The sequence below is a fragment of the Enterococcus silesiacus genome (assembly GCF_001886225.1).
GTDB lineage: Bacteria > Bacillota > Bacilli > Lactobacillales > Enterococcaceae > Enterococcus_L > Enterococcus_L silesiacus.
On the sequence record NZ_JXLC01000021.1, the window covers coordinates 29,368 to 53,476 of the forward strand.

General features: G+C 35.0%; 18 protein-coding genes. 3 read left to right on the plus strand and 15 right to left on the minus strand.

Annotated elements, in window-relative coordinates; all coding sequences use genetic code 11:
* Positions 1-62 precede the first annotated feature (62 nt).
* The 7 genes from coaE to RV15_RS13450 form a co-directional block, all read right to left on the minus strand.
* Complete coding sequence (gene coaE / locus RV15_RS13420) at positions 63-659, minus strand: dephospho-CoA kinase (protein ID WP_174549280.1); 597 nt, start codon at positions 657-659, stop codon at positions 63-65.
* Positions 660-662: 3 nt separating this feature from the next.
* A complete protein-coding gene (gene mutM, locus RV15_RS13425) occupies positions 663-1,499 on the minus strand; it encodes a DNA-formamidopyrimidine glycosylase (protein ID WP_071878533.1) in 837 nt (278 codons plus the stop codon).
* A 98-nt stretch (positions 1,500-1,597) separates the two neighbouring features.
* Positions 1,598-4,243, minus strand: a complete 2,646-nt coding sequence (gene polA / locus RV15_RS13430) for a DNA polymerase I (RefSeq protein WP_071878534.1) — start codon at positions 4,241-4,243, stop codon at positions 1,598-1,600.
* A 756-nt stretch (positions 4,244-4,999) separates the two neighbouring features.
* Positions 5,000-5,911 (minus strand): aldo/keto reductase, encoded by a 912-nt coding sequence (locus RV15_RS13435; protein ID WP_071878535.1) that lies wholly within the window; start codon positions 5,909-5,911, stop codon positions 5,000-5,002.
* Positions 5,912-5,972: 61 nt separating this feature from the next.
* Positions 5,973-7,451: a helix-turn-helix domain-containing protein gene (locus RV15_RS13440; protein ID WP_071878536.1), complete on the minus strand. Its 1,479-nt coding sequence runs from the start codon at positions 7,449-7,451 to the stop codon at positions 5,973-5,975.
* 107 nt (positions 7,452-7,558) lie between these two features.
* Positions 7,559-9,607, minus strand: coding sequence for a heavy metal translocating P-type ATPase (locus RV15_RS13445; RefSeq protein WP_083429189.1), 2,049 nt, complete (start codon positions 9,605-9,607; stop codon positions 7,559-7,561).
* 204 nt (positions 9,608-9,811) lie between these two features.
* The gene (locus RV15_RS13450; RefSeq protein WP_071878538.1) at positions 9,812-10,375 is read right to left on the minus strand and encodes a hypothetical protein; all 564 of its coding nucleotides are present in this window, start codon (positions 10,373-10,375) and stop codon (positions 9,812-9,814) included.
* A 294-nt stretch (positions 10,376-10,669) separates the two neighbouring features.
* On the opposite strand from RV15_RS13450, the gene RV15_RS13455 reads away from it, so the two are divergent.
* From RV15_RS13455 to RV15_RS13465, 3 genes are all read left to right on the plus strand, one after another.
* Positions 10,670-11,485 carry a helix-turn-helix domain-containing protein gene (locus RV15_RS13455; RefSeq protein WP_071878539.1) on the plus strand — a complete coding sequence of 272 codons (816 nt, stop codon included), beginning with the start codon at positions 10,670-10,672 and terminating at the stop codon, positions 11,483-11,485.
* A 239-nt stretch (positions 11,486-11,724) separates the two neighbouring features.
* On the plus strand, positions 11,725-13,029 hold the full coding sequence (locus RV15_RS13460) for a peptidoglycan DD-metalloendopeptidase family protein (RefSeq protein ID WP_083429187.1): 1,305 nt from the start codon (positions 11,725-11,727) through the stop codon (positions 13,027-13,029).
* A gap of 192 nt (positions 13,030-13,221) precedes the next feature.
* A complete protein-coding gene (locus RV15_RS13465) occupies positions 13,222-13,656 on the plus strand; it encodes a universal stress protein (protein WP_071878540.1) in 435 nt (144 codons plus the stop codon).
* A 60-nt stretch (positions 13,657-13,716) separates the two neighbouring features.
* Here the strand turns inward: RV15_RS13465 and RV15_RS13470 are convergent, their stop codons facing one another.
* The 8 genes from RV15_RS13470 to RV15_RS13505 all read right to left on the minus strand — a co-directional run bounded on the left by RV15_RS13470 (position 13,717) and on the right by RV15_RS13505 (position 24,103).
* The gene (locus RV15_RS13470) at positions 13,717-14,475 is read right to left on the minus strand and encodes a class I SAM-dependent methyltransferase (RefSeq protein ID WP_071878541.1); all 759 of its coding nucleotides are present in this window, start codon (positions 14,473-14,475) and stop codon (positions 13,717-13,719) included.
* Positions 14,476-14,626: 151 nt separating this feature from the next.
* Positions 14,627-14,992, minus strand: coding sequence for a hypothetical protein (locus RV15_RS13475; protein ID WP_071878542.1), 366 nt, complete (start codon positions 14,990-14,992; stop codon positions 14,627-14,629).
* A 198-nt stretch (positions 14,993-15,190) separates the two neighbouring features.
* Positions 15,191-16,564 carry a glycoside hydrolase family 1 protein gene (locus RV15_RS13480; protein ID WP_071878543.1) on the minus strand — a complete coding sequence of 458 codons (1,374 nt, stop codon included), beginning with the start codon at positions 16,562-16,564 and terminating at the stop codon, positions 15,191-15,193.
* Between the two features lie 12 nt (positions 16,565-16,576).
* The gene (locus RV15_RS13485) at positions 16,577-17,851 is read right to left on the minus strand and encodes a glycoside hydrolase family 125 protein (RefSeq protein WP_071878564.1); all 1,275 of its coding nucleotides are present in this window, start codon (positions 17,849-17,851) and stop codon (positions 16,577-16,579) included.
* Between the two features lie 14 nt (positions 17,852-17,865).
* Positions 17,866-18,663: a MurR/RpiR family transcriptional regulator gene (locus tag RV15_RS13490; protein WP_071878544.1), complete on the minus strand. Its 798-nt coding sequence runs from the start codon at positions 18,661-18,663 to the stop codon at positions 17,866-17,868.
* Between the two features lie 83 nt (positions 18,664-18,746).
* Positions 18,747-20,069 carry a PTS sugar transporter subunit IIC gene (locus RV15_RS13495; RefSeq protein WP_071878545.1) on the minus strand — a complete coding sequence of 441 codons (1,323 nt, stop codon included), beginning with the start codon at positions 20,067-20,069 and terminating at the stop codon, positions 18,747-18,749.
* Positions 20,070-20,089: 20 nt separating this feature from the next.
* Positions 20,090-22,717, minus strand: a complete 2,628-nt coding sequence (locus tag RV15_RS13500) for a glycoside hydrolase family 38 N-terminal domain-containing protein (RefSeq protein ID WP_071878546.1) — start codon at positions 22,715-22,717, stop codon at positions 20,090-20,092.
* Between the two features lie 264 nt (positions 22,718-22,981).
* Complete coding sequence (locus RV15_RS13505) at positions 22,982-24,103, minus strand: tyrosine-type recombinase/integrase (RefSeq protein ID WP_071878547.1); 1,122 nt, start codon at positions 24,101-24,103, stop codon at positions 22,982-22,984.
* Between the last annotated feature and the right edge of the window lie 6 nt (positions 24,104-24,109).

Sequence of the window (24,109 nt, forward strand, 5' to 3'; positions counted from 1 at the left end):
CCATATTCATTTTCATTATTTTTAAATTATCACAAAAAAATATAAACAACAATCATGTTATGTTATTCAAAAATATTTTTGGATACCCATTTTTGTACTATTTTTTCTGTCTCTTGAATACTTTTTTGATTATCAAATACGATATCTGCCTTTTGTTTTTTCTCCTCTATAGACAATTGACTATTGATCCGTCGTTGCGCCTCGTCTTGGGTTAAATTATCTCGTTTCATCAAACGGACTAGTTGCGTCGCTTCTGGAACGTAAACAACTGCTACTTTATCAACAAACTGATCATATCCGCCTTCAAATAATAAGGGGATGTCAACTACAACTAGTGATGATTCATTCTTTTTCTGATCAATCTGAGATAAAATCTCATCTCTTAAAAAAGGCGATAATACTTCGTTAAGCATCTTTCTTTTTTTCTCATCAGAAAAAACAATACTGCCTAATTTTTTGCGATTTAGTGATCCATCTTGGTTTAAAACCTCTAAACCAAAAACAGCAACGATTTTTTCCAATGCTGGAGTCCCCACTTCAACGATTTCCCGAGCAATTACATCAGCATCGACGATAGGAAAATTCAGACTCTTAAATACAGAAACGACTGTACTTTTCCCAGTCGCAATACCGCCTGTCAGCCCTAATATCATACCCATCGATCAATTCCTCACTTTCAAGGTTTGACATTTAGGACAAAAATGTGTACCACGTTGCGCCACTTTAATTTTTTTGATCGGCGTTGCGCATCTTGGACAAGGTTTCTCAGTCTGACCATAAACATTTAATGAAATTTGAAACGTTCCAGCTTCTCCTAAAGCGTTTAGATAACTACGGATCGTCGTTCCTCCTGCTTCAACCGCACGACCAAGAACATCAATGATTGCATAATATAACTGTTCAACTTCTTTTGGCTTTAATGTGTCTGCTGGTTGTTCAGGATGGATCTTTGCTTCCCATAAAGCTTCATCTACATAAATATTGCCTAAGCCTGTTACTAAACGCTGATCCAATAATAACGGCTTGATTGCTTTGTGATGCTTTTTCAAGCCTGTACGAAATTCCGACAACTTAAATTCAGTGGGAATCGGTTCAGGACCTAGAGCTAAAATCCCTTTGTAATTTTCCCCTTGATTCTTAGGTACTAAAACCATACGACCAAATTTCCGAACATCAAGATAGCGTAATTCAGTTCCATCAGTAAAGGTAAAAACCACATGCGTGTGCTTAGTTCGCTCCTCTTTCGGATCATGGGTTTCATATTTCCCTTCCATTCGTAAATGGGAAATCATATCATAATTCGTTAATTTGAAAATTAAAAACTTGCCCCGACGTTCCATTTTTTCAATTGTTTGACCGATCAACTGCTGTGCAAAAATTTCTGATTCTGGTGATTCGATGATTCTCGGCCATAATATTGTAACTTCTTCAATCGTCTTGCCAACCACTAATTTTTCTAACCCTTTCCTGACTGTTTCAACTTCTGGTAATTCAGGCAATTTCCATCTCTCCTTAGAAGAAAAAGACCGCAACGAACGCATGAAAGTTTCAATAACTTTTTCGTTTGGTCAGTCTTTTCTTAAATTATTTTAGTTCACTATTTTGCTTCGTACCATGTTTTACCCCAACTGCTGTCAGTCAATAACGGTACATGTAAAGCAACAGCGTTTTCCATTACATCTTTCACTAATGCATTTAGTTTTTCTAGTTCAGATTCTGGTGCTTCAAAAACAAGTTCATCATGCACTTGTAGTAACATCGTCGCCTGCATATTTTCTTCTTTTAGTCGTTCTTGCATGTTGATCATTGCAATTTTCAAAATATCCGCAGCACTTCCTTGGATCGGTGTATTGATCGCAGTCCGTTCTGCAAAAGAACGTAAATTGAAATTGCGTGAATTGATGTCTGGTAAATAACGGCGGCGATTATAAAGTGTTTCTACAAAGCCTTTATCTTTCGCATCACGAACGATATCTTCCATGTATTTTTTAACCCCTGGGTATTTTTCAAAATAAGTATCAATATATTCTTGCGCTTGTTTTCTCGTAATACCTAGATTTTGTGACAAACCATAATCACTGATGCCATAGACAATCCCAAAATTTACAGCTTTCGCTTGACGACGCATATTTGACGTAACATCCTCTGGTTTTTCGATACCAAATACTCGCATTGCTGTACTTGAGTGAATATCTTGTCCTTCAATAAATGCTTCTTTCAAATGTTGATCGTCTGAAATATGCGCTAAAACACGTAATTCAATTTGAGAATAATCGGATGAAAAAATCAACCAGTCTTTTTCTCTTGGTATAAAAGCCTCCCGAATTTTCCGTCCTTCTTCTAAGCGGATTGGAATGTTTTGCAAGTTAGGATCAACTGAGCTTAAACGACCAGTTTGGGTTAATGTTTGAACGTAACGTGTATGGATTTTATCATCTGACTGAATCACTTTCAATAGCCCTTCAACATAAGTTGATTGAATTTTAGCAATCTGACGGTAAATTAAAATGTCTTCTACAATTGGCGCTTGTTCTTTCAATTGTTCTAATACATCTACCGCGGTTGAATAGCCAGTCTTTGTTTTTTTAATAACAGGCAAACCCATTTTTTCAAATAAAATCACCCCTAATTGTTTAGGTGAATTCAAGTTGAACTCTTCGCCTGCTTCTGCATATATTTTTTGTTCGATTTCACGTAGTCGATCTGAAAATTCGATCCGCATTTCTTTCAATCGATTAGCATCCACACGAATTCCTGTGATCTCCATATCGCCTAAAATTTTTGAAAGCGGTAATTCCATTTTATAGAATAAATCTGCTTGATTTTTCTCCACTAATTCTGCATCTAGTTTTTCAGAAAGAAAATGGATTGCTTTCACTTTTCTGGCAAGATGACTAAAGAAAGCCTCATCATCTTCTGGTAAGCCTTTTTTTGCACCTTTTCCATAAACTGATTCGTCCGAATGGATATCCGTATAGCCATAATGTTGCGCTACGCCTTCAATATCCGCACTATTATCATTAGTATCTAATAGATATGCTGCTAATAAGACATCAAACGTAATCCCTTGAGGCTTACCAACATAACGGTTAAGCGAAACGTACGTGCGTTTTGCATCATACACTATTTTTTTGTATTTTTCCGATAACAACCAATCAATAAATGGTTTGCTTTCAAATAGTTCCAAGCTATTCGTCGTATACACTTTGTTCTTCGTTCCCCACGCAACTCCTACAATTGGTGAAGTGTGGTAATTATCTTCCAGCATTTCAACATACAAGGCCATATCGTCAGTAAACATCTCTTGCGTGAATGCATCTACAACATCAAAATGAACATCTTCTAACTCGACTATTTCTTCTTCAACATTTAATTTGCTTAGCATTTGCTTGAATTCCATTTCTTTATAGAATGGAATCAATTTTTCTAAGTCTTTTCCTTCATATTTAAGTTCATCGATATTGATTTTGACTGGAGAATCTACATTGATCGTTGCTAAGCGCTTAGACATAAATGCCTGTTCTTTGTCGTTGATCAAATTCTCTTTCATTTTGCTTTGCTTCAAGCTATCGATATTTTCGTAAACACCTTCAACTGAACCAAATTCTTTCAATAATTTAATAGCGGTTTTTTCACCGATTTTTGTTACCCCAGGGATATTATCGGATGTATCTCCTGCTAAACCTTTCATATCAATGATTTGATTTGGTGTTAAACCATCGTATTTTTCAGCTACGTGTTCTGGTGTATAGGATTCTAAATCACTAACCCCTTTGATCGTAATATCAACTTTTACTGAGTCTGTCGCTAGTTGCGTTAAATCTCGATCGCCAGACAATACAACAACATCAAATTCGTCTTTTGGTACTTTAGTCGCTAGTGTTCCAATGATATCATCTGCTTCATAATTATCTAACTCATAATATTTCACACCTAAACCAGTTAGCAATTCTCGAATGTAAGGCATTTGTTCTTTAAATTCTCCTGGTGTTTTTGAACGGCCTGCTTTATATTCTGGATAAAATTCGGTTCTAAAGGTTGTTTTTCCTGCATCAAATGCGACTAGCACATGTGTCGGATTTTCTTTTGCCATCACGTTTTCAAACATATTGTTAAACGCATAAACAGCATTTGTATGTAACCCATTTTTATTTTTAAAACGTTCTAGGGAATTGTGCAAAGCAAAAAATGCTCGAAATGCTACACTGTTTCCATCAACTAATAATAACTTATTTTTTGTCATCTTTTTTCTCCTCATCTTCAGCAAACTGGTTTCCTTCTTATTCTAACAAAAATCTGTCAACTTTGCAGTAGGAAGGAACTAAAGTTCGTAAAGCTTAATCGAAAACAAAATAAGACCCGCTCTGCACACTCAGAGCGGGTCAATTAGGAGTTCACACAAATGAAATGAATTGCTTGTAACTATTGTCTTTCTTCTATGTCTTTATATTACAAGTAATTTGTGAATATTATATGAACGAAACATTTCTAAAATGTAACTTTTTTGGACAGAAAAGTTCTTTGTTTTTCATTAAATTAAGAAACAATCACTCAATCCAATTATTTAGAAAGCAAAATGATTTTATTCACTCTTCTTTATACTATCAAAATAAGGAATGCCGATTTTTAGAATTTTGGCTTATAGAATATTTCTTATTTTTTTAGATATGGCAGATGATCGCAATAACCTTTTAACTTGACCTCTATGATAAGCCTTTGCAAGAGTTCTCTATTTGTTCACTTTGGGAAAGAGTAATAATTTTAATAGATTTTCTACAAATCCAAATAAACAGTGAAAACAGAAACAACGCCTTCGGAAATAAGCTGAAATTGCTGTAAAATACAGCGAGATACGAGCTGATATAAAATAGTACCTACTTGGTCACAAAAATTTAAGGAGCACTTCTCGTGAATTCCAACTTATTACTCAGAGATAGGCAATTCTGTCCAACACCGGCTCTTTTATTCATAAATAATATAAAAACGATTTTTTTACAACTTATGGTAAGATATTTCCAGCTGCACGGTAAATTTCATACCATTCTTCTCTGCTTAATACAATATCCGCTGCTTTAGCGATTTCCTTAATGCGTTCTTTATTCATACTTCCAGCAATAACTTGCATTTTGGCAGGATGTCTTAAGATCCACGCAGTGGCTAGCCCAGTGGCTGTGCAGTTATGATTTTCAGCAATTTTATCTAAAGTTGCATTCAGTTCTGAGAATTTTTCGTTTCCGATAAAAACACCTTCAAAGAAACCATATTGATAAGGTGACCATGCTTGTATCGTCATCTCATTCAAGCGAGAATAATCTAAAATACTACCATCTCTATCAACACTCGCCTCATCAGTCATATTCACATGGATCCCTTGATCGACCATCCCTGTATGTTTGATACCAAACTGTAATTGATTTACAAGTAGGGGTTGTTTCACTGTCTTTTTTAAAAGGTCGATTTGCATCGGTTTTTGGTTACTAACACCGAAATACTTTACTTTCCCTTGAGTTTCTAATTGATCAAAAGCTGCTGCTACTTCTTCTGGCTCAACCAATGTGTCTGGGCGATGAAGTAACAGGGCATCCACATAATCTACACCTAGGCGCTTTAAACTCCCCTCTACAGAGGAAATAATGTGGTCTTTAGAAAAATCGAACATCCCTTTACGAATTCCACATTTTGTTTGAATAATGATATCTTCTCTTTTAATCGACGATTCTTTCAATGCTTGGCCAAAAATCGTTTCACATTCACCACCGCCGTAGATATCTGCATGATCAAAAAAATCAATGCCATGATCATAGGCTGTCTCAATGATCTCCGTCGGGTTTTCAGCCCCATTCATCCTCATACAACCAAGTATAACTGATGCTACTTGTAAATCACTGGTTCCAAATTGAATCTTTTTCACGAAAAAAACCTCCTAATAATTTATTCACTAATCTATTTTAACACATTTAGTTGAAAGGGCTTCATTTTCCAACTTCTTTGATTAATTTTTCAATTTGGATAAATAATTCTTCAGAAAAAATGGGTTCTATGAGTAATACGTGCTGGATATGTTGCTGTTCTAAAGCTTGATAAATAACCGTTGTCAAAATAATATCCGCATATGAAATGGAACTTGACGTTCTCGCATAGATCACCATTAAATTGAATTTATACTCGAAATAGTTAGTGATTCTTTTCCCCAGCTCTTTTTCTTTTTCAAGTGACAAATCAGTCATCAAACAAATCAATACTCTTTTTTCATTGTATAGTGGCGGAATAAGTGAACTTAAAATTATAAAATAACGAGAATATAACGCTTCTTTTGGTATCCTTTGATAACTTCTATTTTCTTCAATCATTTCACCTATTCCTTTTTCCAACTTCCTCATAAAACTGGGATAATTTTTTTCTAAGTCTGCGATTGTTGTATTCCTTTCAAACGGAAAACTAGCAATCAGTTCATAATACAGGTGAAAGCTCAAAAAAGAGACGATACTTCCATTTGACTGATTAAAATTTTTATCCCAAAATACTTGTTTAAATTTTTGTGTAGCTAGGTGCGTTTTTCTATAACAAGTTGTTTTCTTCGAGTAATGTTCTTCAATAATGAATGTCTGCACACTTGGATCAAAATAAGCTAAAAAATTTGCTTGAACGGTCAAATAAAGATAGGATAATTCTTCATGATCCCAGTTATCAACCAGATTTTGACTCCCCATAGCTACTATAAATCGTGTGAAGATATCACTATTTTCAATATACTGCCTCCATTCTTTCTTGATCAAAACTTTCCTTCCATGTCTAGAACGCCAAGCAGCAATTTGGACTATTCGAAAAAGTGATTCTTTTTGCAGACCATTAATTTTCATTTGAAAAAAGTGAACCAGTTGATCGGTTACGCACTGACTTCTGACTTTTTCTTGCAATAAAAAATCATTTTCTGTACCTTGATAAACAAACCAATAAAAACCCAAGATCAAGGCTCGGATCTGTTCTTCTTCTCCGATCAATTCATAAGTTCCCCACTTTAAACGGATAGTCATTTTTTTCAGTACCTGATTGATTTTTTTTACTCGTCTTCTCATGCTAGACTCACTGATCAACAACTTTTTAGCTAGTTGCTTTGTTTGAATCGTCTTCTCTTCAATAATTGCTTTTAAAAAAATAATTTCAGGTAAGTCATTTAAATACCTGACTATAAAAAGTGCCACGTATAAATCATTCGTTCTTTTTAGATAGAAATGATTTTTTGAACGGCAACAAATTTCTAAGTGCTCCTCTAACTGGTAATGCTTAATTAAGTTCTTTATTTTTTTAAGCGACCTTGCTATTGTTTTTGAATGGACTCCAAGTTTAACTGAAAGTTCTTCTAATGAACTGGGCTCATTTCTGACACTAAGCAACTTAAAAATTTTAAGTAATTTGCTGGATTCAAAATCAAGTATTTCTGTATATTCCATCCCAAACCTCCACTCTAAAAATGAACACTGATTCTATTCATCAGATTCACAAAAAAGTAATGAACATGCATAATAAATATACGCATTATCCATTACTTTTCATTTTTTTAATTGTGGATACGCAATGTCATTGCATTTGCTGCAACAATGACCGTACTCAAAGACATTAACACCGCACCTACAGCTGGATTTAATAAGATCCCCCACGGTGCAAGGATTCCAGCAGCAAGTGGAATAGCAACAATATTATAGCCTGCTCCCCACCAAAGGTTTTGAATCATTTTACGTCGCGTTTGTTTTGCCAGATCTAAAAAGCGAAGAATATCTTTTGGATCACTATCTGTTAAAACAATATCTGCAGAGTCAATTGCTACATCTGTGCCAGCACCAATGGCAACGCCAATCGTTGCTCTAACTAAACTTGGTGCATCATTGATACCATCACCAACCATCATGACTTTTTTGCCTTCGTTTGTATAAGTTTGAACTATTTTTTCTTTATCTTCCGGCAATAACTCGCCATGAAATTCATCAATGCCTAAATAGTGGGCAACTGATTCAGCCGCTACTTTATTATCACCTGTCAGCATCACAGGGATGATACTTTGAGCTTTTAAATCTGTTATAAATTGTTTTGCTTCTCGTTTTATGACATCGCCTAATGCAATCATGGCCATCAGTTGATCATCAATGATTAAGTAACTTAATGTATTTCCTTGTTCTTGATAACGTTCTTTTAACGATTGATCAAACGGGAGATTTAAACGTTCAACTTCTTTTTCATTAACAATTTTAATTGCTTGCCCATTGACCGTTCCTGTTAGACCTACACCAGAGATACTTTGAAGATTTTCTACCTTATCGGGGGAAATTTTTTGTTCCTTCAAATAATTCATAATTCCAATCGCTAAAGGATGATTGGCGTTGTTTTCTAAAGCACCAATCACTTCCAAGGCTTCTTTTTGCTTCATCTGATTATTTATTATTTCGACACCAGTTACTGTAAACCGGCCTTCTGTCAGTGTGCCTGTTTTATCCAACATAACATATTGAATATCGTTTGCTTGCTCTAGTGCATTGCGGTTTTTTAATAGCAAACCATGCTTGGCTGCAATCGAAGTAGAACGAGCGATCACTAAAGGAATAGCCAATCCTAAAGCATGTGGACAAGCTATAATGAAAACTGTTACCATACGTTCAAATGCTGTACTCAAATTTCGATCTACAATCAACCATACAATGAAAGCTAAAAGTCCAGCTCCAAGTGCTATATAAAATAGCCATTTTGCTACTCGATCAGAGAGCGATTCCAGTTTTGATTTTTCAGTTTGTGCTTTTTTAACCATGTCCATTACTTTTGAAAGATAACCAGTTTCACCAGTACCTGTAACGACTATTTCGATAGTTCCGGCACCATTTACAGCGCCACCGATCACTTTATCCTGTTCATTTTTTGTGACTGCTTTTGATTCCCCTGTCACCATAGATTCATCCACTGAAGTTGTTCCCTTCGTAATGATTCCATCAGCAGGTATCTTATCCCCAGCTCGAACAACTAAGTGATCATTTTGTTGCACTTTTTGCAAGGATACTTCTTCTTCACTGCCATCTTTATTCACTCTTTTAACTGTGTCTGGCAAAAGCTCCGCCATTTTTTGTAAGGCATCGCTTGCATTTGAAATTGCATTCATTTCAATCCAATGACCCAAGAGCATAATAACGATCAATGTCGCTAACTCCCAGAAAAAATCCATCACATGATTCTGCGGCATCATTTTGTTCATAATAAACGCATAAACACTGTAAAAATAGGATACTGAAATCCCCATTGCGATAAGCGTCATCATCGCTGGACTTTTCTGTTTCAGCTCCATTTTAGCGCCGCTTAAGAAAGGTTCTCCTCCATAAAAAAATAGAATTGAAGCTAAAATCAAGACCAACCAGTCTGAACCTGGAAAGGTGAACTGAAAAGGCAAATCGACGCCCATCATGGGTGAAAGAAAAATAATCGGTATTGCGAGTATGAGAGAAAGCCAAAATTTTTTCTTGAAATTTCCCATGTGCATGGAATGATCCATGCCAGCCATTTCGTTATGCTCATGTGTAGTCATTGCCTCATGATTCATAGTTTCCATAGAATGAGCCTTATGATCCATATGCTTGTCTTCTTTGTTATTCACTTAAATGCCTTCTTTCTCTATTAAAGTTTTTATCTGGATAACATGCTTACTTACCAGTATCGTATTTAAAGATCAGTAAGCTCTCATATCAAGCATAGCACAACATGTCTTTTTCAAAAAATAAAGTCTCTTTCTCACATAAATGCCTATTTTTTGCGTATATTAACTGTAAGAAATGACTTAATGCCAAGTATAGCTTTTTAATAACCAAAGTGCGTATGCCCTTTTCTCTTTAATCTTGCTTCGCTTTCTACTAAATGAATCTTTGATGTACCTAGACACACTTTTTTCTGACTCTAATTTGATTACTTCATACATCTGTTTGATCGCATTTCGATTCGCCTTGTATTTTTTACGGTTTCCTCCTGTAAATCCATAAAATATATCGATCCCTTCTGACTCTTTTGTCATCGGAGAATGTAAAAGTAATTCATTTTGAGCTTTTTTCATTTTTTTTAATAGCTCTTCTTTTATTACTTTATCAAAATCTTGTTTTATGATCATTTTACATAACCGAGTGTATTCAATTTTCACTACATGATTGTATAGATGCCTTGCATAATCTAACCCTTTATGTAAGATATTCGCACTAAAAGACATGTTCACCAACAGTTTGTATTGATGGACACAGTATGCTTCGATTTTTTGCTTATTTTCTTGATAGGGAATCTCCTTGTTGAGTTTTTCTAAGAATTGATAGAGCTGCTGATTTTTTAGTTCCTCGATCCTTGCTATTTTTTTCATTTTAGCTTCCTCCTTTTAATGAACGTTTTTCGGTATTTCCATTTCAAATAACTAGTAAATAAAATTAAAAGCTGTCTGAGCATCATCCCACAAATAAAGCGACGCTTAAAAAACATAAACTTCGGCTTCAATCTATTCATCCATACTGAAAAATAAACAAAATGAATAATTTTCGGTACAAACACTATATCATTTCAAACAAGCAATTTCAAGTACAAAATGAAAAAAAAACGGTACACCTATTATTGAAATAGTGATATAGTAGGAGAAAGAGTATTCTAGGAGGTAATTCATTTGGAAATCGATTTAAAAGCAGCTGGTAAAAGAATCAAGGAGATCAGAGAACAACATAAATATTCAATGGCTCGTTTTTCAAAATTAGTTGGAAATTCTAGTGCCAGTACAGTAAATAATTGGGAAAAAGGAAATAATTTGCCCAACCAAGAACGCTTGGAAAAACTAGCACTCTTCGGTAATACAACAGTTGATTGGATTCGTTATGGGGATTTTGAAACGTATGTCAAGCAATTATTATCTGAAGCAGAATTGAAGCAAGAGTTAGATAAACAACAGCTAAAACAACTTACTGAAGTATTGAAAAAGCAAAAGATCACTTATTCTCAAGATTTGAAGATCTTACTTGCAGCCAATGATTTGTTTCCAGATTTATTTGAGATGAGTTATCAGCTAGAACTTTCAGAACAAAATGTTTCCCTTATTTCAGAAGATTTTACAACGTATCGAATTGAACAAAATGATCGCTACAGAACTGATTTTCTGCCGATGATTGAAGAATTATTACATGATTCCAATAAAAAGGAAATCAATGCGACAGTCTTATATATTGTATTCGATTTATTAAATCGTACTGAAACAACCCAAAATTATCTATCAATCACTCAAATTTTTACTATCTTATCAGAAATCATCACCAATGATGTCACTTACAGAAAAAAGCCTACATCAAAAGTGATTGATTACACTAAGCTCCTCAAAAAGCACAATAAAGGAAAACCTTTGGCTAAGAAAAATGCATTGAATAAATACGACCAAACAAAAGAAGAGTTAATCCGCTTATTAGATGAATTCTATTCTGAGTACAATGCCTAATCATTTCCCACTATTACAAAAATACTTTCTTATTAATTGTAAGTGTCAGATATTACATTTAGATGATACCTTTATTGCAAGATTTTAAATTTCGCCATATTTTATTAATTCGCTCGTTAATTCTGATTATTTTTTAATCATTATGGTATACTTTAGCTTGTGTTATTAAAGACTCCTAACGGTTACTTTGAAAAAAGTGATACGATTAAAAATGATAAATACAAAGCGAGGAACGTCACTTGAAGAAAAAACTACTGATTACACTTTCATTTATTTTATTAGTAAATACGGCACCAATGAGCGTATTAGCGGATGATATCGACCAAAAAATCGAAAATCAAACAAAGAAAATCGAAGATATCGTAAAAAATGAACAAGATGCTAAGGACTACTTAGCAACGTTAGAAAATGAAATCACAACGATTGAAACTGAATACCAAACGGTCCTTTCTGAAAAGCAAAAACATGAAACAGAAATGAATAAACTAAATGCTGATATTTCTAATTTAGAAACGAAGATTGAAAAGAGAAATGATCAATTAAAAGCCCAAGCAAGAGTTACCCAAACAAATCATGAACAAGAATCAATGCTTTCAGTTATACTAAGTGCTGAATCACTTTCTGATGCAATTTCAAAAGCCTTGGCTGTCAACACATTGATCACTGCAAATAACGATATTTTGACTGCTCAAAAAGACGATAAAAAAGAACTTGAGACATTGAAAGTATCTTTAACAGAAACAATAACAGCTCTTGAGAAAAAAACGGAAGAGCTTGAAGAAAAAGAAGCAGCATTAGCTGAAGCAAAACTAGAGCAAAATGTGAAAATCAACGAAATAGCCGCTAATCTTGCAACTGAAAAAGCTGAAAAAGATAAGTTCGTTAAGCAAAAAGAAGAAGCTGTAAAACTAAAAGAAGCTCAATTGAAGGCAATTGCTGAGGAAAAGAAAAAAGAAGCACAAGCGAAAGCCGCTGCTGAAAAGCAAGCGAAAGAACAAGCGAAGGCCAAACAAGTAGCAACACCAGCCCCTGCTCAAGCCGCAGAACAAGAGCAGCCTCAAAAAGCTGCTCCTGATTTAACTAACAATTCTACTGCAAGTGATAGCTCTAACACTGAACAACAAGCACCTACGCCACCAGCATCTTCTGGTGGGTGGTCTGCTCCTGTTGCGAGCCTAACGATTACTAGTGGATTTGGTGGTCGTGAAGATCCTACTGGTATTTCTGGATCGTTCCACGATGGAATTGATTTTGGTGGAGCAAGCGGAACCCCTATTATGGCCGCGCGTTCTGGTGAAGTTGTTAGCGCAAATTATAGCGGAATGGCAGGAAATCACGTTGTAATCAAACATGATAACGGGTATTATTCCTATTATCTGCACATGAGCAGCTTAAGTGTATCAGCAGGACAAAATGTTACCGCAGGACAAATGTTAGGCGGTATGGGAACAACTGGTAATTCTACAGGTGTTCATTTGCACTTTAGCATCTCAACTAGCTTATGGGGTGGGTTTGTTAACCCAGCACCATTCCTTGGCTTGTAAGTACTTAAACAACATGTTTAAGTTGAAATAGCTACTTTCGTTTCGGCTGTTATATCATTACATGTAATGGAGGCATGACTCTTCGAGTTATTCCTCCATCACTTTTTTATTATCAGCTCTTCTATCAATTCATTTAACCTACTGTGATGAACATGCTATAATGAAGATAGATAAAGGAAGGTGCTGATTAAAATGATCAATAACTACTCAAATATCTTAGTTGCACTTGATGGATCAAAAAATGCTGAGTTAGCTCTACAGCATGGTGTCGCTATTGCAAAAGAAAAAAATGCCACTTTATATTTATTATCTGTTGTTGACGAAAATGCAATCAGACACAGCTCTTACGCCTATTCAAAAGTACTTGCTGAAGAAAAAGAAGCAATTGAAAAAGAGTTATTAAAAAATATTTATTATGCTACTGAGCAGGGATTGAATGATGTGATACCTTTAGTAGAAATCGGTAATCCCAAAGAAATGATCTCAGCAGTTATTCCTACAAATCAAGCAATTGATTTGATTATTGTCGGAGCAACTGGTAAAGGGATGATTCAATCAAATCAGCTTGGTACTACAACGAGTTATGTTGTACAGTATGCACCTTGTAATGTTCTTGTCGTCAAATAATAGTATAGAGAAAAGCGTATAGTCAAACTTAAAGTAGTTAACTATACGCTTTTTTCTATACTATTTGCTTAACTTTCCAACTAATACGAAGCGATGCTGTTGGTTATGAACAACCCCTTTAGCCAAAAGTTCATTTTGCAACATCAGCAATTGCTCAAAATGAGTTTCCACACAAAAATCAGGATATTCCCAAGGAATTCTTCTCATATAATAAATCAATCCTTCCATATCATAAAAGTCTTGATAGGGAAAATATTCTTCAGCAAAAAGAATTTCGAATTTTTCTTTTAACAAGTTTTTTTTCGCAGCTTTCAGCGACCACTCAGCTTTTTCGGGAAGCGGCGTCATAAGCAGTTTCTCTGCAAGAACACGTCCATTTCGATCCCCCACTTGTTGGGTAATAAAGACCCCACCCGGCTTTAATACTCTACATACTTCACTTGGATCATAGGACTCATGACTATTTAAAACCAAGTCAAAAGAATCATCTTGAAAGCTTAATCGGTCACTCTCATCAACAAAAGCGACCGTCACACCTAATGATTGAAGCGTTTGTTTTAGCAAAAGATAATTAGGCGCCCATCCTTCTGTTACAGCTGTTTTAGTATATGGATGTCCAAACGTCAGGAGCAATTCTCCCCCACCAGTGCCCATATCTAAGAGGCTCATTTCCTTAGATAAATAATCGCGTACAAGCTTTGAATAACTCCAAGGTAAATTCTCTTGCCGCCATCTATTGTCCATATATGAAAAATCCCAGCCCTGACATTCAATTTGTTCAATCATTTGCCAAGATTTTTTTAACTCTTTCTTTTTCATAACGAAAACTCCCTTACATTAAATTGTTTCTTCGTGTAAGTTCGATACAGTTATGCTCAATTCTGATAGAAATTCTTAACTCAATACAGCCTCTATCAGAGCTATAACTGTATCAAGTCGTTACTTCGTTTCCTCACCAATATTTCCATGTTCATTTTCTCCTATATTTTTTAGCAAGTTTTAGCCCTATAAAAACCCATAAATAGCTCATGATCACACAAAAAAGTAATACATACACTAAAAATGCTGTACTATCATAAAATGCGGATGATACAATTTTTTCTCCTAGAAGAACAACTAAACAAAATAATCCAATCCCAAATAAAAACCCAGTAACATAGATAACCCCCGTTAAAAAATAATAGTTGGAAATTCTCGATTCTTCTCGATCAGTCGGAAGGACCTCTTTTCCTTGACCACTAGAATAACGAGTTTGGTTTGTATTTAGCACATCAAATGTACTATTATTGATAGTAGATTGTTCAGCAAATTTTTTTTGTTGTTCCCTATTATTCATCCCTATTTCTCCATTTCACTTACAAAGGTATGCTTCTTTTCATAAGTATAGCATCAAAAAGAGCATAGCAAAAGCGGTTTTAGGAGAACGCTTTATTTTTGTCAATTATCCATATTTAAAACACAGACCAACGTTCATCCTTCGTTTTGGTCTGCACTTTTTAGTTTAAACAATTTCCTCACTACTTCGATTCTGACTTTATAACAAGCCATTACGATCGATCAGTTCTTTAAACCAGATACCACTTTTCTTTAATGTTCGTTGATCGTTTTCTAAATCCAGGCGATAAAAGCCATAGCGATTGTTATATCCATTTAACCAAGACCAGCAATCAACAAATGTCCATGTATGATAGCCAAAACAATTACTCCCAGCTTCAATTCCTTTATGCAGTTGTTGTAAATGTTCAATCATGAATTCGATACGGTAATCATCTTGAATCATGCCAGTTTGATCCATAAATCGTTCTTCATCCGCTACCCCCATTCCGTTTTCAGAAACGAACCAAGGAATATTGTTGTATTGATCTTTAATCATCATCGCAACATCATACAAAGCTTCTGGATAAATTTCCCATCCCCGATAAGGATTGATCTTCTTGTCCGGCCAATCGTAATGCTCATAAAAATCTGCTGGAGAAACCGCTGGATGATTGACAGTAGCTGGCGCCTGAACACGACGAGGTTGATAATAATTCATACCAATAAAATCGACCGGATTCATTTGGATCAAATGTAGATCTTGTACTTCTACTTTAGGTAACAATTGATTATCGGCTAAACATTCGATTAGTTTTTGAGGGAATATTCCTAAAACAGCTGGGTCTAAAAAACTCTTTGTATTTAATAAATCAGCAAGTTCTGCCGCACGCAAATCTTCTGTGGAATGACTTTTTGGATAACATGGAGAGACATTTAAAATAATTCCAATTTTTCCAGAGTATTTTCCAGCTTTAAATGCTTTAACGGCCATAGTATGTGCCATTATGGTGTGAAAAGCGACCTGAACGGCCTTTTTCAAATCATGAATAGCCGGATAATGATAACCATACAAATAACCACATTCTACGTGAACCATCGGCTCATTAAAAGTAGTCCAATACTCAACCAAGTCGCCAAACAATTCAAAACAGGTCTCAGCATAAAAGGCAAATGCATCGACTGATTCCCGTGATTCCCAACCACCTTTTTCCATCAACCACCAAGGCATATCAAAGTGAAACAGATTAATGATTGGTTTTACACCATTTGAATGTAGCTCATGAAAATAATTGCGATAAAAAGTGACAGCTTCCGGATTGATTGTTTTGCCATCCGGTAATAACCGTGTCCACGCAATAGATGTTCTAAAAGAATTCATATGGATATCGTTCATTCTTTTGGCATCTTCAATGTAGTTTTCATACATATTTGAGGTGTGCTCGGGACCTTGATTTTTTTGGAATTTCTCTGGATTTATTTCATACCATTTATCCCATGTAGAAGGCGATTTTCCATTCAACGAACCATGCCCTTCTGATTGCGGAGCTGATGTAGCAGCCCCCCATAAAAAATGCTCTGGAAATTTTTTCATTTGCTTTTTCTCCTATTTGTTAATTTTTAAGTAATCTAAAAGTAATTCGCAAAACATCATATTCGCCCATGAAAACCATTCACGAGTATACTGCATCGGATCATTGACATTGATCCCTTCATGCATATGGTTAGTGCCTGCGTCTGTTTGAACCAGTGTATTTAAAAGCTCTGCTTTTTCTGACTGATCTTTTGTTGTTAGTCCTTGAATACATAAGGCAATCGGCCAAACATAGTTTTTAGGCGTATGCTCACTACCAATTCCTTTTAACTTGGTTCCTTCATAGTAATAAGGATTGTCGGCAGATAAAATCAGCGCCCGCGTGTTTTGATAGACAGTATCATCAACTGAACAATAACCTAAGTAAGGAGCCGCAAGTAAACTAGGTACATTCGCATCATCCATTAAAAGATAATTACCTAGACCATCAACTTCATAAGCATAAACTTTTTTGCCAAGATGTTCAACAATTCCCCATTTGGAAATGCCCTGATCGATTGTATTTTTCAGCTGTTTTGCTTTTTTAGCCAACACATTATCTTCATAAATCACTTCAGCTATCTCTTCCAGATACCTTAATATAACGACAGCAAACATATTAGCTGGAATTAAATAATTATATGTACAACTATCGTCACTTGGCCGAAAACCGGACCAGATCATCCCAGTGTAACTACACGGCTCACCTAGTCCACCATTAGAAAGCGTGTCTTCAGGCCGTTCGCCAACACGTTCAAAACGATAGGGAGAATTTTCATGATGCTGTTCTGTTTCAAAAACTTCGACGATCACTTGTGCTGCTTGTTTGAACGCTTCCGTAAACTGTTTTGTCTCACCAGTTTTTTTCCATAATAAATAAGCTAATTCAATTGGATAGCACAACGAATCGACCTCATATTTTCGTTCCCAGATCCAACCGTTCATCTCTGTGATGTCTTGGTGGTAACAATGTCCGTTCTCAGTTTCATTAAAAGCATTTGCATAGGGATCGATCAATATACATTTAATTTGACGGGCGACTAAGCCGCAAATAAGTTGCTTGATTGTCTTATCTTCATTTGCAACGGCTAAATAAGGTTTTATTTGAGCAGATGAGTCCCGCAACCACATTGCTGGAATATCACCAGTGATTACAAATGTATCTCCATATTCTGTAGATTTAACGGTTGTTTCCAGTGTATTATCGAAACAATTAGAAAATACTTCACTCCATCTAGGATTACTGGAGCGCTCTGCGACTTGTTTTTTTAAATTGTCAATTACTGATTTTGAATAGTTTACGGTCATTAAATACTCCCCTTTTATTTTCCTTTTAAAATTACTTCTGATTTTATCCATGATCTTATTGTATCCTCGTGATACATTGCCAAAATTTCTGTATACAGTATATCGATTACTGTTAGCACAGGAATTTGAGGCGATATTCCCCCCATATCTTTTTTACCCATCGAACTTGTCAGACAGAAGGCCTCAGAAAACTCTTTATACGGGCTTTTTTCATTTGCAGTAATCACAATCACTTTAGCATTTTTCTCAGAGACAATTCTTACTGCTTCCTGAACGGCTTCATTATCACCAGAAATCGAAGACAAAACAACAAGATCTCCTTGTTGAACCCCATGAGCCATCATCACAATTGAATGCTCATCCTTGATTACATTCACAATTTTTCCAAGTCGTGAAAATTTAAACTGAAAGTCTTCGCCACAAAATGCATTGTACCCCGTTCCCCAATAGTGAATAAGACGGCCCCCATCAATCATCAGAGCTGCTTTTTTGACTTCATCTTTATCCAATTTTTCAATAATATCATTGAGTAATAAAGAGTAGTTCAAATTCACATAGCCAATACTGGAATCCGCTTGTTTCTTGCTTCCTTTACTTGAGTATTTATAGAGGTAGATTAGTTCTTTATAATTAGCCAACCCAATTTTTTTACAAAAACGAGTAATCGAAGAATTAGAAACACTTAGCTCCTTAGCTAGTTCCTGAATCCCTAGCTCTTTATTTCCAGCCAGAAAGTACTGCGCAATAACTCTTTCTACATCAGTAAATTTCTTTTCATTTGCTTGGATAATCAACTCTATATAACTTTCCATTTTACGACCCCTTTCTCTATAGTGAAGAAAACAAGAGACAAGGTTATTTTAAACGACGCTTGTCTCTTGTTATTTTTGACATACTAGTTTTGTGCGTTAAGTAATTGGCTTTCATCAAATTTCATATTCATACGTACGAATGGTGCATAAATGAAAATATCTAAAACAACTAAAACAGCTGTCAAGATTACTGGACTTAGATGAAAAGCTCCTAAAATCCAAGTACTTATAAATATCGGTTCATTTCCTGAATTTAACACGACCAACGGAACGACCCAACCGATTTTAGTCACAATATATGCAACAATCGCATTAAAGACCGGTACAAAGACAAACGGGATAAACATCAATGGATTTAATACAATCGGAAAGCCAAAAATGATTGGTTCATTGATCCCAAATAATCCTGGAATAAATGAAAGTTTCGCAACTTCACGACCACTATAGGTTTTAGGGGTAAAAATCAAGATTGCAAGAATTAAGCCAAATGTTGCACCAGATCCTCCGATCATTGCATACACATTTGTCATTGTATTTGGTGCCACTGAAATATCAGCAAAGCTTTTAGTTTCAGCAAATTTAGCCACGTTTTCTAAGAAAATCGGCAGCCATAGAGCAGAAACAACCCCCCAAACAATATTAAAGCCATGCAGACCTAAGAACCACAAAATTTGTTCTAATAAAATAACGACGATAATTGCAGGTAACCCTGTTCCAACAGAAGTCAGCGGTTGCACAAATAATTGACTGACCAGATCCATAAACGAATTAAAATCAAAAGCTTCGATCACGACTTTCATTATAGAACAAGCCAGCAACACAATTGAAATTGGAATTAATGCAAAGAATGAATCAAATACATTTGGCGGCACATTACCTGGCAATTTGATTGCAATTTTATGCTTCGCCAAAATTGAATAGAAGAATACTGCAAGTAAACCCACAATCAAGGCTGTAAACATTCCTTCATAACTAAAGAAATTATTCGCATAACCTTGAATAGCTTCAGCAGAATTATCAGCAAAATTCACATTATTAGGCACCATAACAAAGTATGCCGCAAAAGCTAACAAGGTTGCTAACAATGGATTGATATTCGCCTCAGGATGTTTTTTCATCAACTCTTTAGCATAATTATAAGCAGTAGAAAATACGATCAATAACGCTACGATACCCAAAGTTCCTAAATAGACATTGCCAAAAATTGCTGATGCCGTTTGGCCGATGGCCGTCTCTCCAAAAAATGCATCGATCTGCATTTTGATTAAATTGGAAAATGACCCCACAACCGTAAAGGGAATACTGCTAATAAAAGCATTTTTAATTGCTTGTAAAACACTGTTGTTATCAACTTTATTGGCGATCTTTAGTAATGGATCTTGAATTTTTTCGATATTTATTTTCATTTTAACTCACCCTTCCTATGTTATCTTTCTATTGAGATTGATTTAATTTGTCCTGGCTTAAACTCACCTAATAAAATTTCTTTTACCTTAGCCAAAGATTCAAGTATATTACCATTTAAATCGACAAAACGAACAGTGCTTTCAGTTGGTAAAGTGATTTTTTCATCCAGAACCGCCTCAGTTAAAGATGGATTGTATAAACGAAGATTAATCCATTGCTCATCACGGCTTAATTCTAATGCACTAAAGACCAGTTTTGAGTCATTTAAATTTATGAATTTTTTTAAATCATGTAAATGGTCTACTTTATTACTTTGAAAATATTGAATAGGGTTAGTAAAACGATTCAAGGTTTGCATTTGATAATACGGGCATGTCACTGAATAGACTTGATACTCTTTTTGACTGATTACTGGATCAAAAACATCAGCAATTAATAATGACAATTCCATCTCTAGAGTACCTAATACTTGGCTATCAGGTGTTGGGATATAACGATATTGGTTGCCAGAAGCATCTCCAGGTCTTCTCAACAATTCGGGTCTACCTAAAAATCCTACTCCTCTAAACAATGTAATAAACAGGTTGTTGTCGACCACTTGATACTCCTTGATTCCTTTACTCATCACAGTCCAGCTTGTTGCCGAATCATGAATATTTGAATAATGAATCATCGGATAGATTTCTGTAGGTTCTTCTTTCCAGCCTAATTTTTTCCAATCGTGAATATGAGGATCTTGATTCTCTCTTTCCACAATTCCGAACAAAGTATCTGCGTAGCTGACTTTAGTCTCAACGGGTGTTTTTACAACTAAGCGCATACGATGATCCAGCGCTTGATTATTGATTTTTAATTTCATATCAATTCGCTTAGAATCATTCTTTAATGACAAGGTAAAGGTATAGTCGATGACAGCATTCGTCTGTTGTGCTTTTCTGGCCTCTAAATCTTTTGGAACTTGCCACTTGCCTGTTACTATCATTTCAGAAAGTAGCGGTCCATTTTCAACGGAAACATCAGGTGTATCAAATAATAACTGATGGACTTGATCATGATAAGCAGGAGAATAATCATATGTGTCACCTTCATCACCTGACTCTTCAATAAATAGACAGTTTTCGTAAGTCTTTCCCTGCTCTTTTGCCGTAATCGAGAAATTTCCCTTTGAAAAAATAATTTTATAATTTGCATTTTCAATCATAGTCTCTTTAAAATCGACTGTTTCTACATTTTCATTGACTTCAATTTGCTCTTTTACAGTAACGATCAAATAAGAAAGTGCTGGGATTTCCTTGACTAAACTTATCTTGTGAATATAGTAGTACTTCGATTCATCATAATCACTTTCTGATCTTCTGACTTCACCAGCATATACTTTTTCTGTTGATAAAATTTGTACCTCTAATTCTTTGTCCCTTTCATCAAACAGCTTGATTTTTTCAAGTTTGGTACTGACTTCTACTATCTGGGTATCTGTTCTAGTATATGGTAGAGTATTAAATAGCACTAAGTCATTCTCTTGAATTCCTTTTATTGATTCCGAAATTTTTCTTACAAGATAATCAATCGTGGAGTATGATAATTGATCTGCTTCTTTATACCTCGCTAAGATCATCTCATTCGTCTTGTCTGTATTACAACCACCGATGCTATCGTGAGCATGATTTTTCAACAGTAATTTCCAAATATAATCCAAAAGCTCTCGTTTAAATGGAATCCCTAAATCATCAGCTAGTAGCATTAAAGGTTCTAATTGAAAAATCAAACGATTTTCAATCGTATCGTTCAATTTTTTTAGATCGTATCTTGATGAATAAATCGAACGATGAATTTTTGAAACGCTACCACTCATAAATTCACCCTGAACAGTTGGCAACTCTGTTGTTTTTTCTCTTAATAAAGTAAAAATATGTGGATAATTGCTCTCTTCAATCTGATATTCAGCGCCAAATTGTTCATTGATTTCTTGAATAATTTCTTTCAAATTTCGATCAACTGCTCGCTGATCGCCACCCACTGGTAAAGTAACGATATCTGTAGCATTATCCTGAGACACAAGATCTAACATAGCTTTTTTCTGATAAACTTCACCTTCAACTAGAGCCACTCCAGCATAATAGCCATTACGGATATTGATCGTTAAAACTTTTGACCCATCTTCGGCCGTCCAATAAAATTCCCGGCTCTTTGTGACTTCATTTGGCATCCCCCGCCAAAACACAGCGTCTTCGATCCCAAAGCCATTATAAATTTTCGGCATATCTTTACCTTGACCAAACGAATCAGGTAAATAGCCTAATGATGTATGACCACCTAGACGTTTTGACATATCAATTCCAATTTGTAAGTTTTTAACAACTGATTCTCCCGCAACCACAAATTCGTCCATCTGTGTATACCAAGGTCCAATAAATAGTTTATTTCCTTCAACAAGTTCTCTGATCTTCGTTTCTTTTTCTGGATATACTTTCAAATAATCATCTAAAATACTCAATTGTCCATCCAAATAATAATAATCCAGTTCGTTATTTTCTAATGCATAAATCACCTCATCCATATGATAAGAAAATTGAATAAATGCTTCATTATCACTAAAGTACCACTCACGATCCCAATGAGTATGGGCGACTACATGTATTCTCTTCATTTAATCTTCTCCCTCCCGCTCTTTTCTTAATCAATATACTCTGGATTTCATAAAAAGAAAACGATTTCGGTAATATTTTCAAGTATTTTCTTTCGAAAGCTTATACAATGAAAATATTTTCATCAAAAGAGGACAAGCTGAAAATAAAAAAGTGCCTAGTATGATAGAAAATAACTCTCTCACTAGACACTAATTTTATTTATCTATTGTTTATCAATTAAAAATATTTTCATCTATTATATTCACTCCAACTATCAATTCTTCTTATTCTAATTGATGATTCATCAACTGATCTATTTTGAAAATTGCTTTTTGTCGACTTTCAAGTACAGAATCTGCATACGTATCTAGAGTCATTTTTGCCGAAGTGTGCCCTAAAAGCTTACTCAAACTGGATATATCTACGCGTTTTTCTATGCATCTGGTTGCAAATGTATGCCGCAAAGAATGAAAATGGATATTTCTAATTCCTGAGGCTTCTACAACTTTTTTAAACCGATATCTGATTACTCTAGGTTCAGTCATTTTATTTTTGCACGATACAACATGACTTGAATGAGACAATGCTTTCTTGGCAAGCAAGTATTTTTTCAAATTTTCGGCTAACGGCACTACCCGTGATGATTGATCTGTTTTAGGAAATCCAATCAGTATTTCTGTTTTGTTCTCTTCGCTATGACTGCTCACTCTAGAAATCGTACGATTAACACCAATAGTTCCGTTCTCAAAATCAATATCTGACCACTTAAGACCACTAATCTCACCAATCCGAAGACCTGAGTACAAGGCTAAAATAATTGCAGAACAGCCTTTTTCTTTGAAAGCAAAATATTCTAATTGTTTTTGCTCATTCATCGTCAGAGCAACTGGCACTTTATTCCTATATTTTTTTCTAGTCAATTTGATATTTCGACAAGGATTAGAAGAAATTATGTTTTGATTTTCTGCTTCTTCTAAAATTTTTTTAAGTAAAATAAAAATATTATTGGTTGTTCCATGTGATAGCCCAAGTTTTTCTAACGTTTCAATATAGCTTCTGATATCTTCATTCGTCAGATCACCTATTCTTTTTTCACCAATATAAGGAAGAATATATTTTTTTATTAGCCACTTGTAGTTAAAGAATGTGGATTGTTTGATAGTGGATTTTTTATAATGATATAGCCAATAAACACTCCATTCTTCAAGATCACCGTTAAAAATCCTAAGAGCGTTTGGCTCATAATATTGCGCTTTTAATATAATTAATTTTGACTTCACCTCTATATATCGTTTTCCATAAGTGTATCCATAAATAATTCTACCTTCACTGTCTCTTTTTTTTATATATCGGCCTTCCCATCTTCCATCTTTCCGTTTATAAATATTTTCTCCTTTTCTAGTCATCTCTAT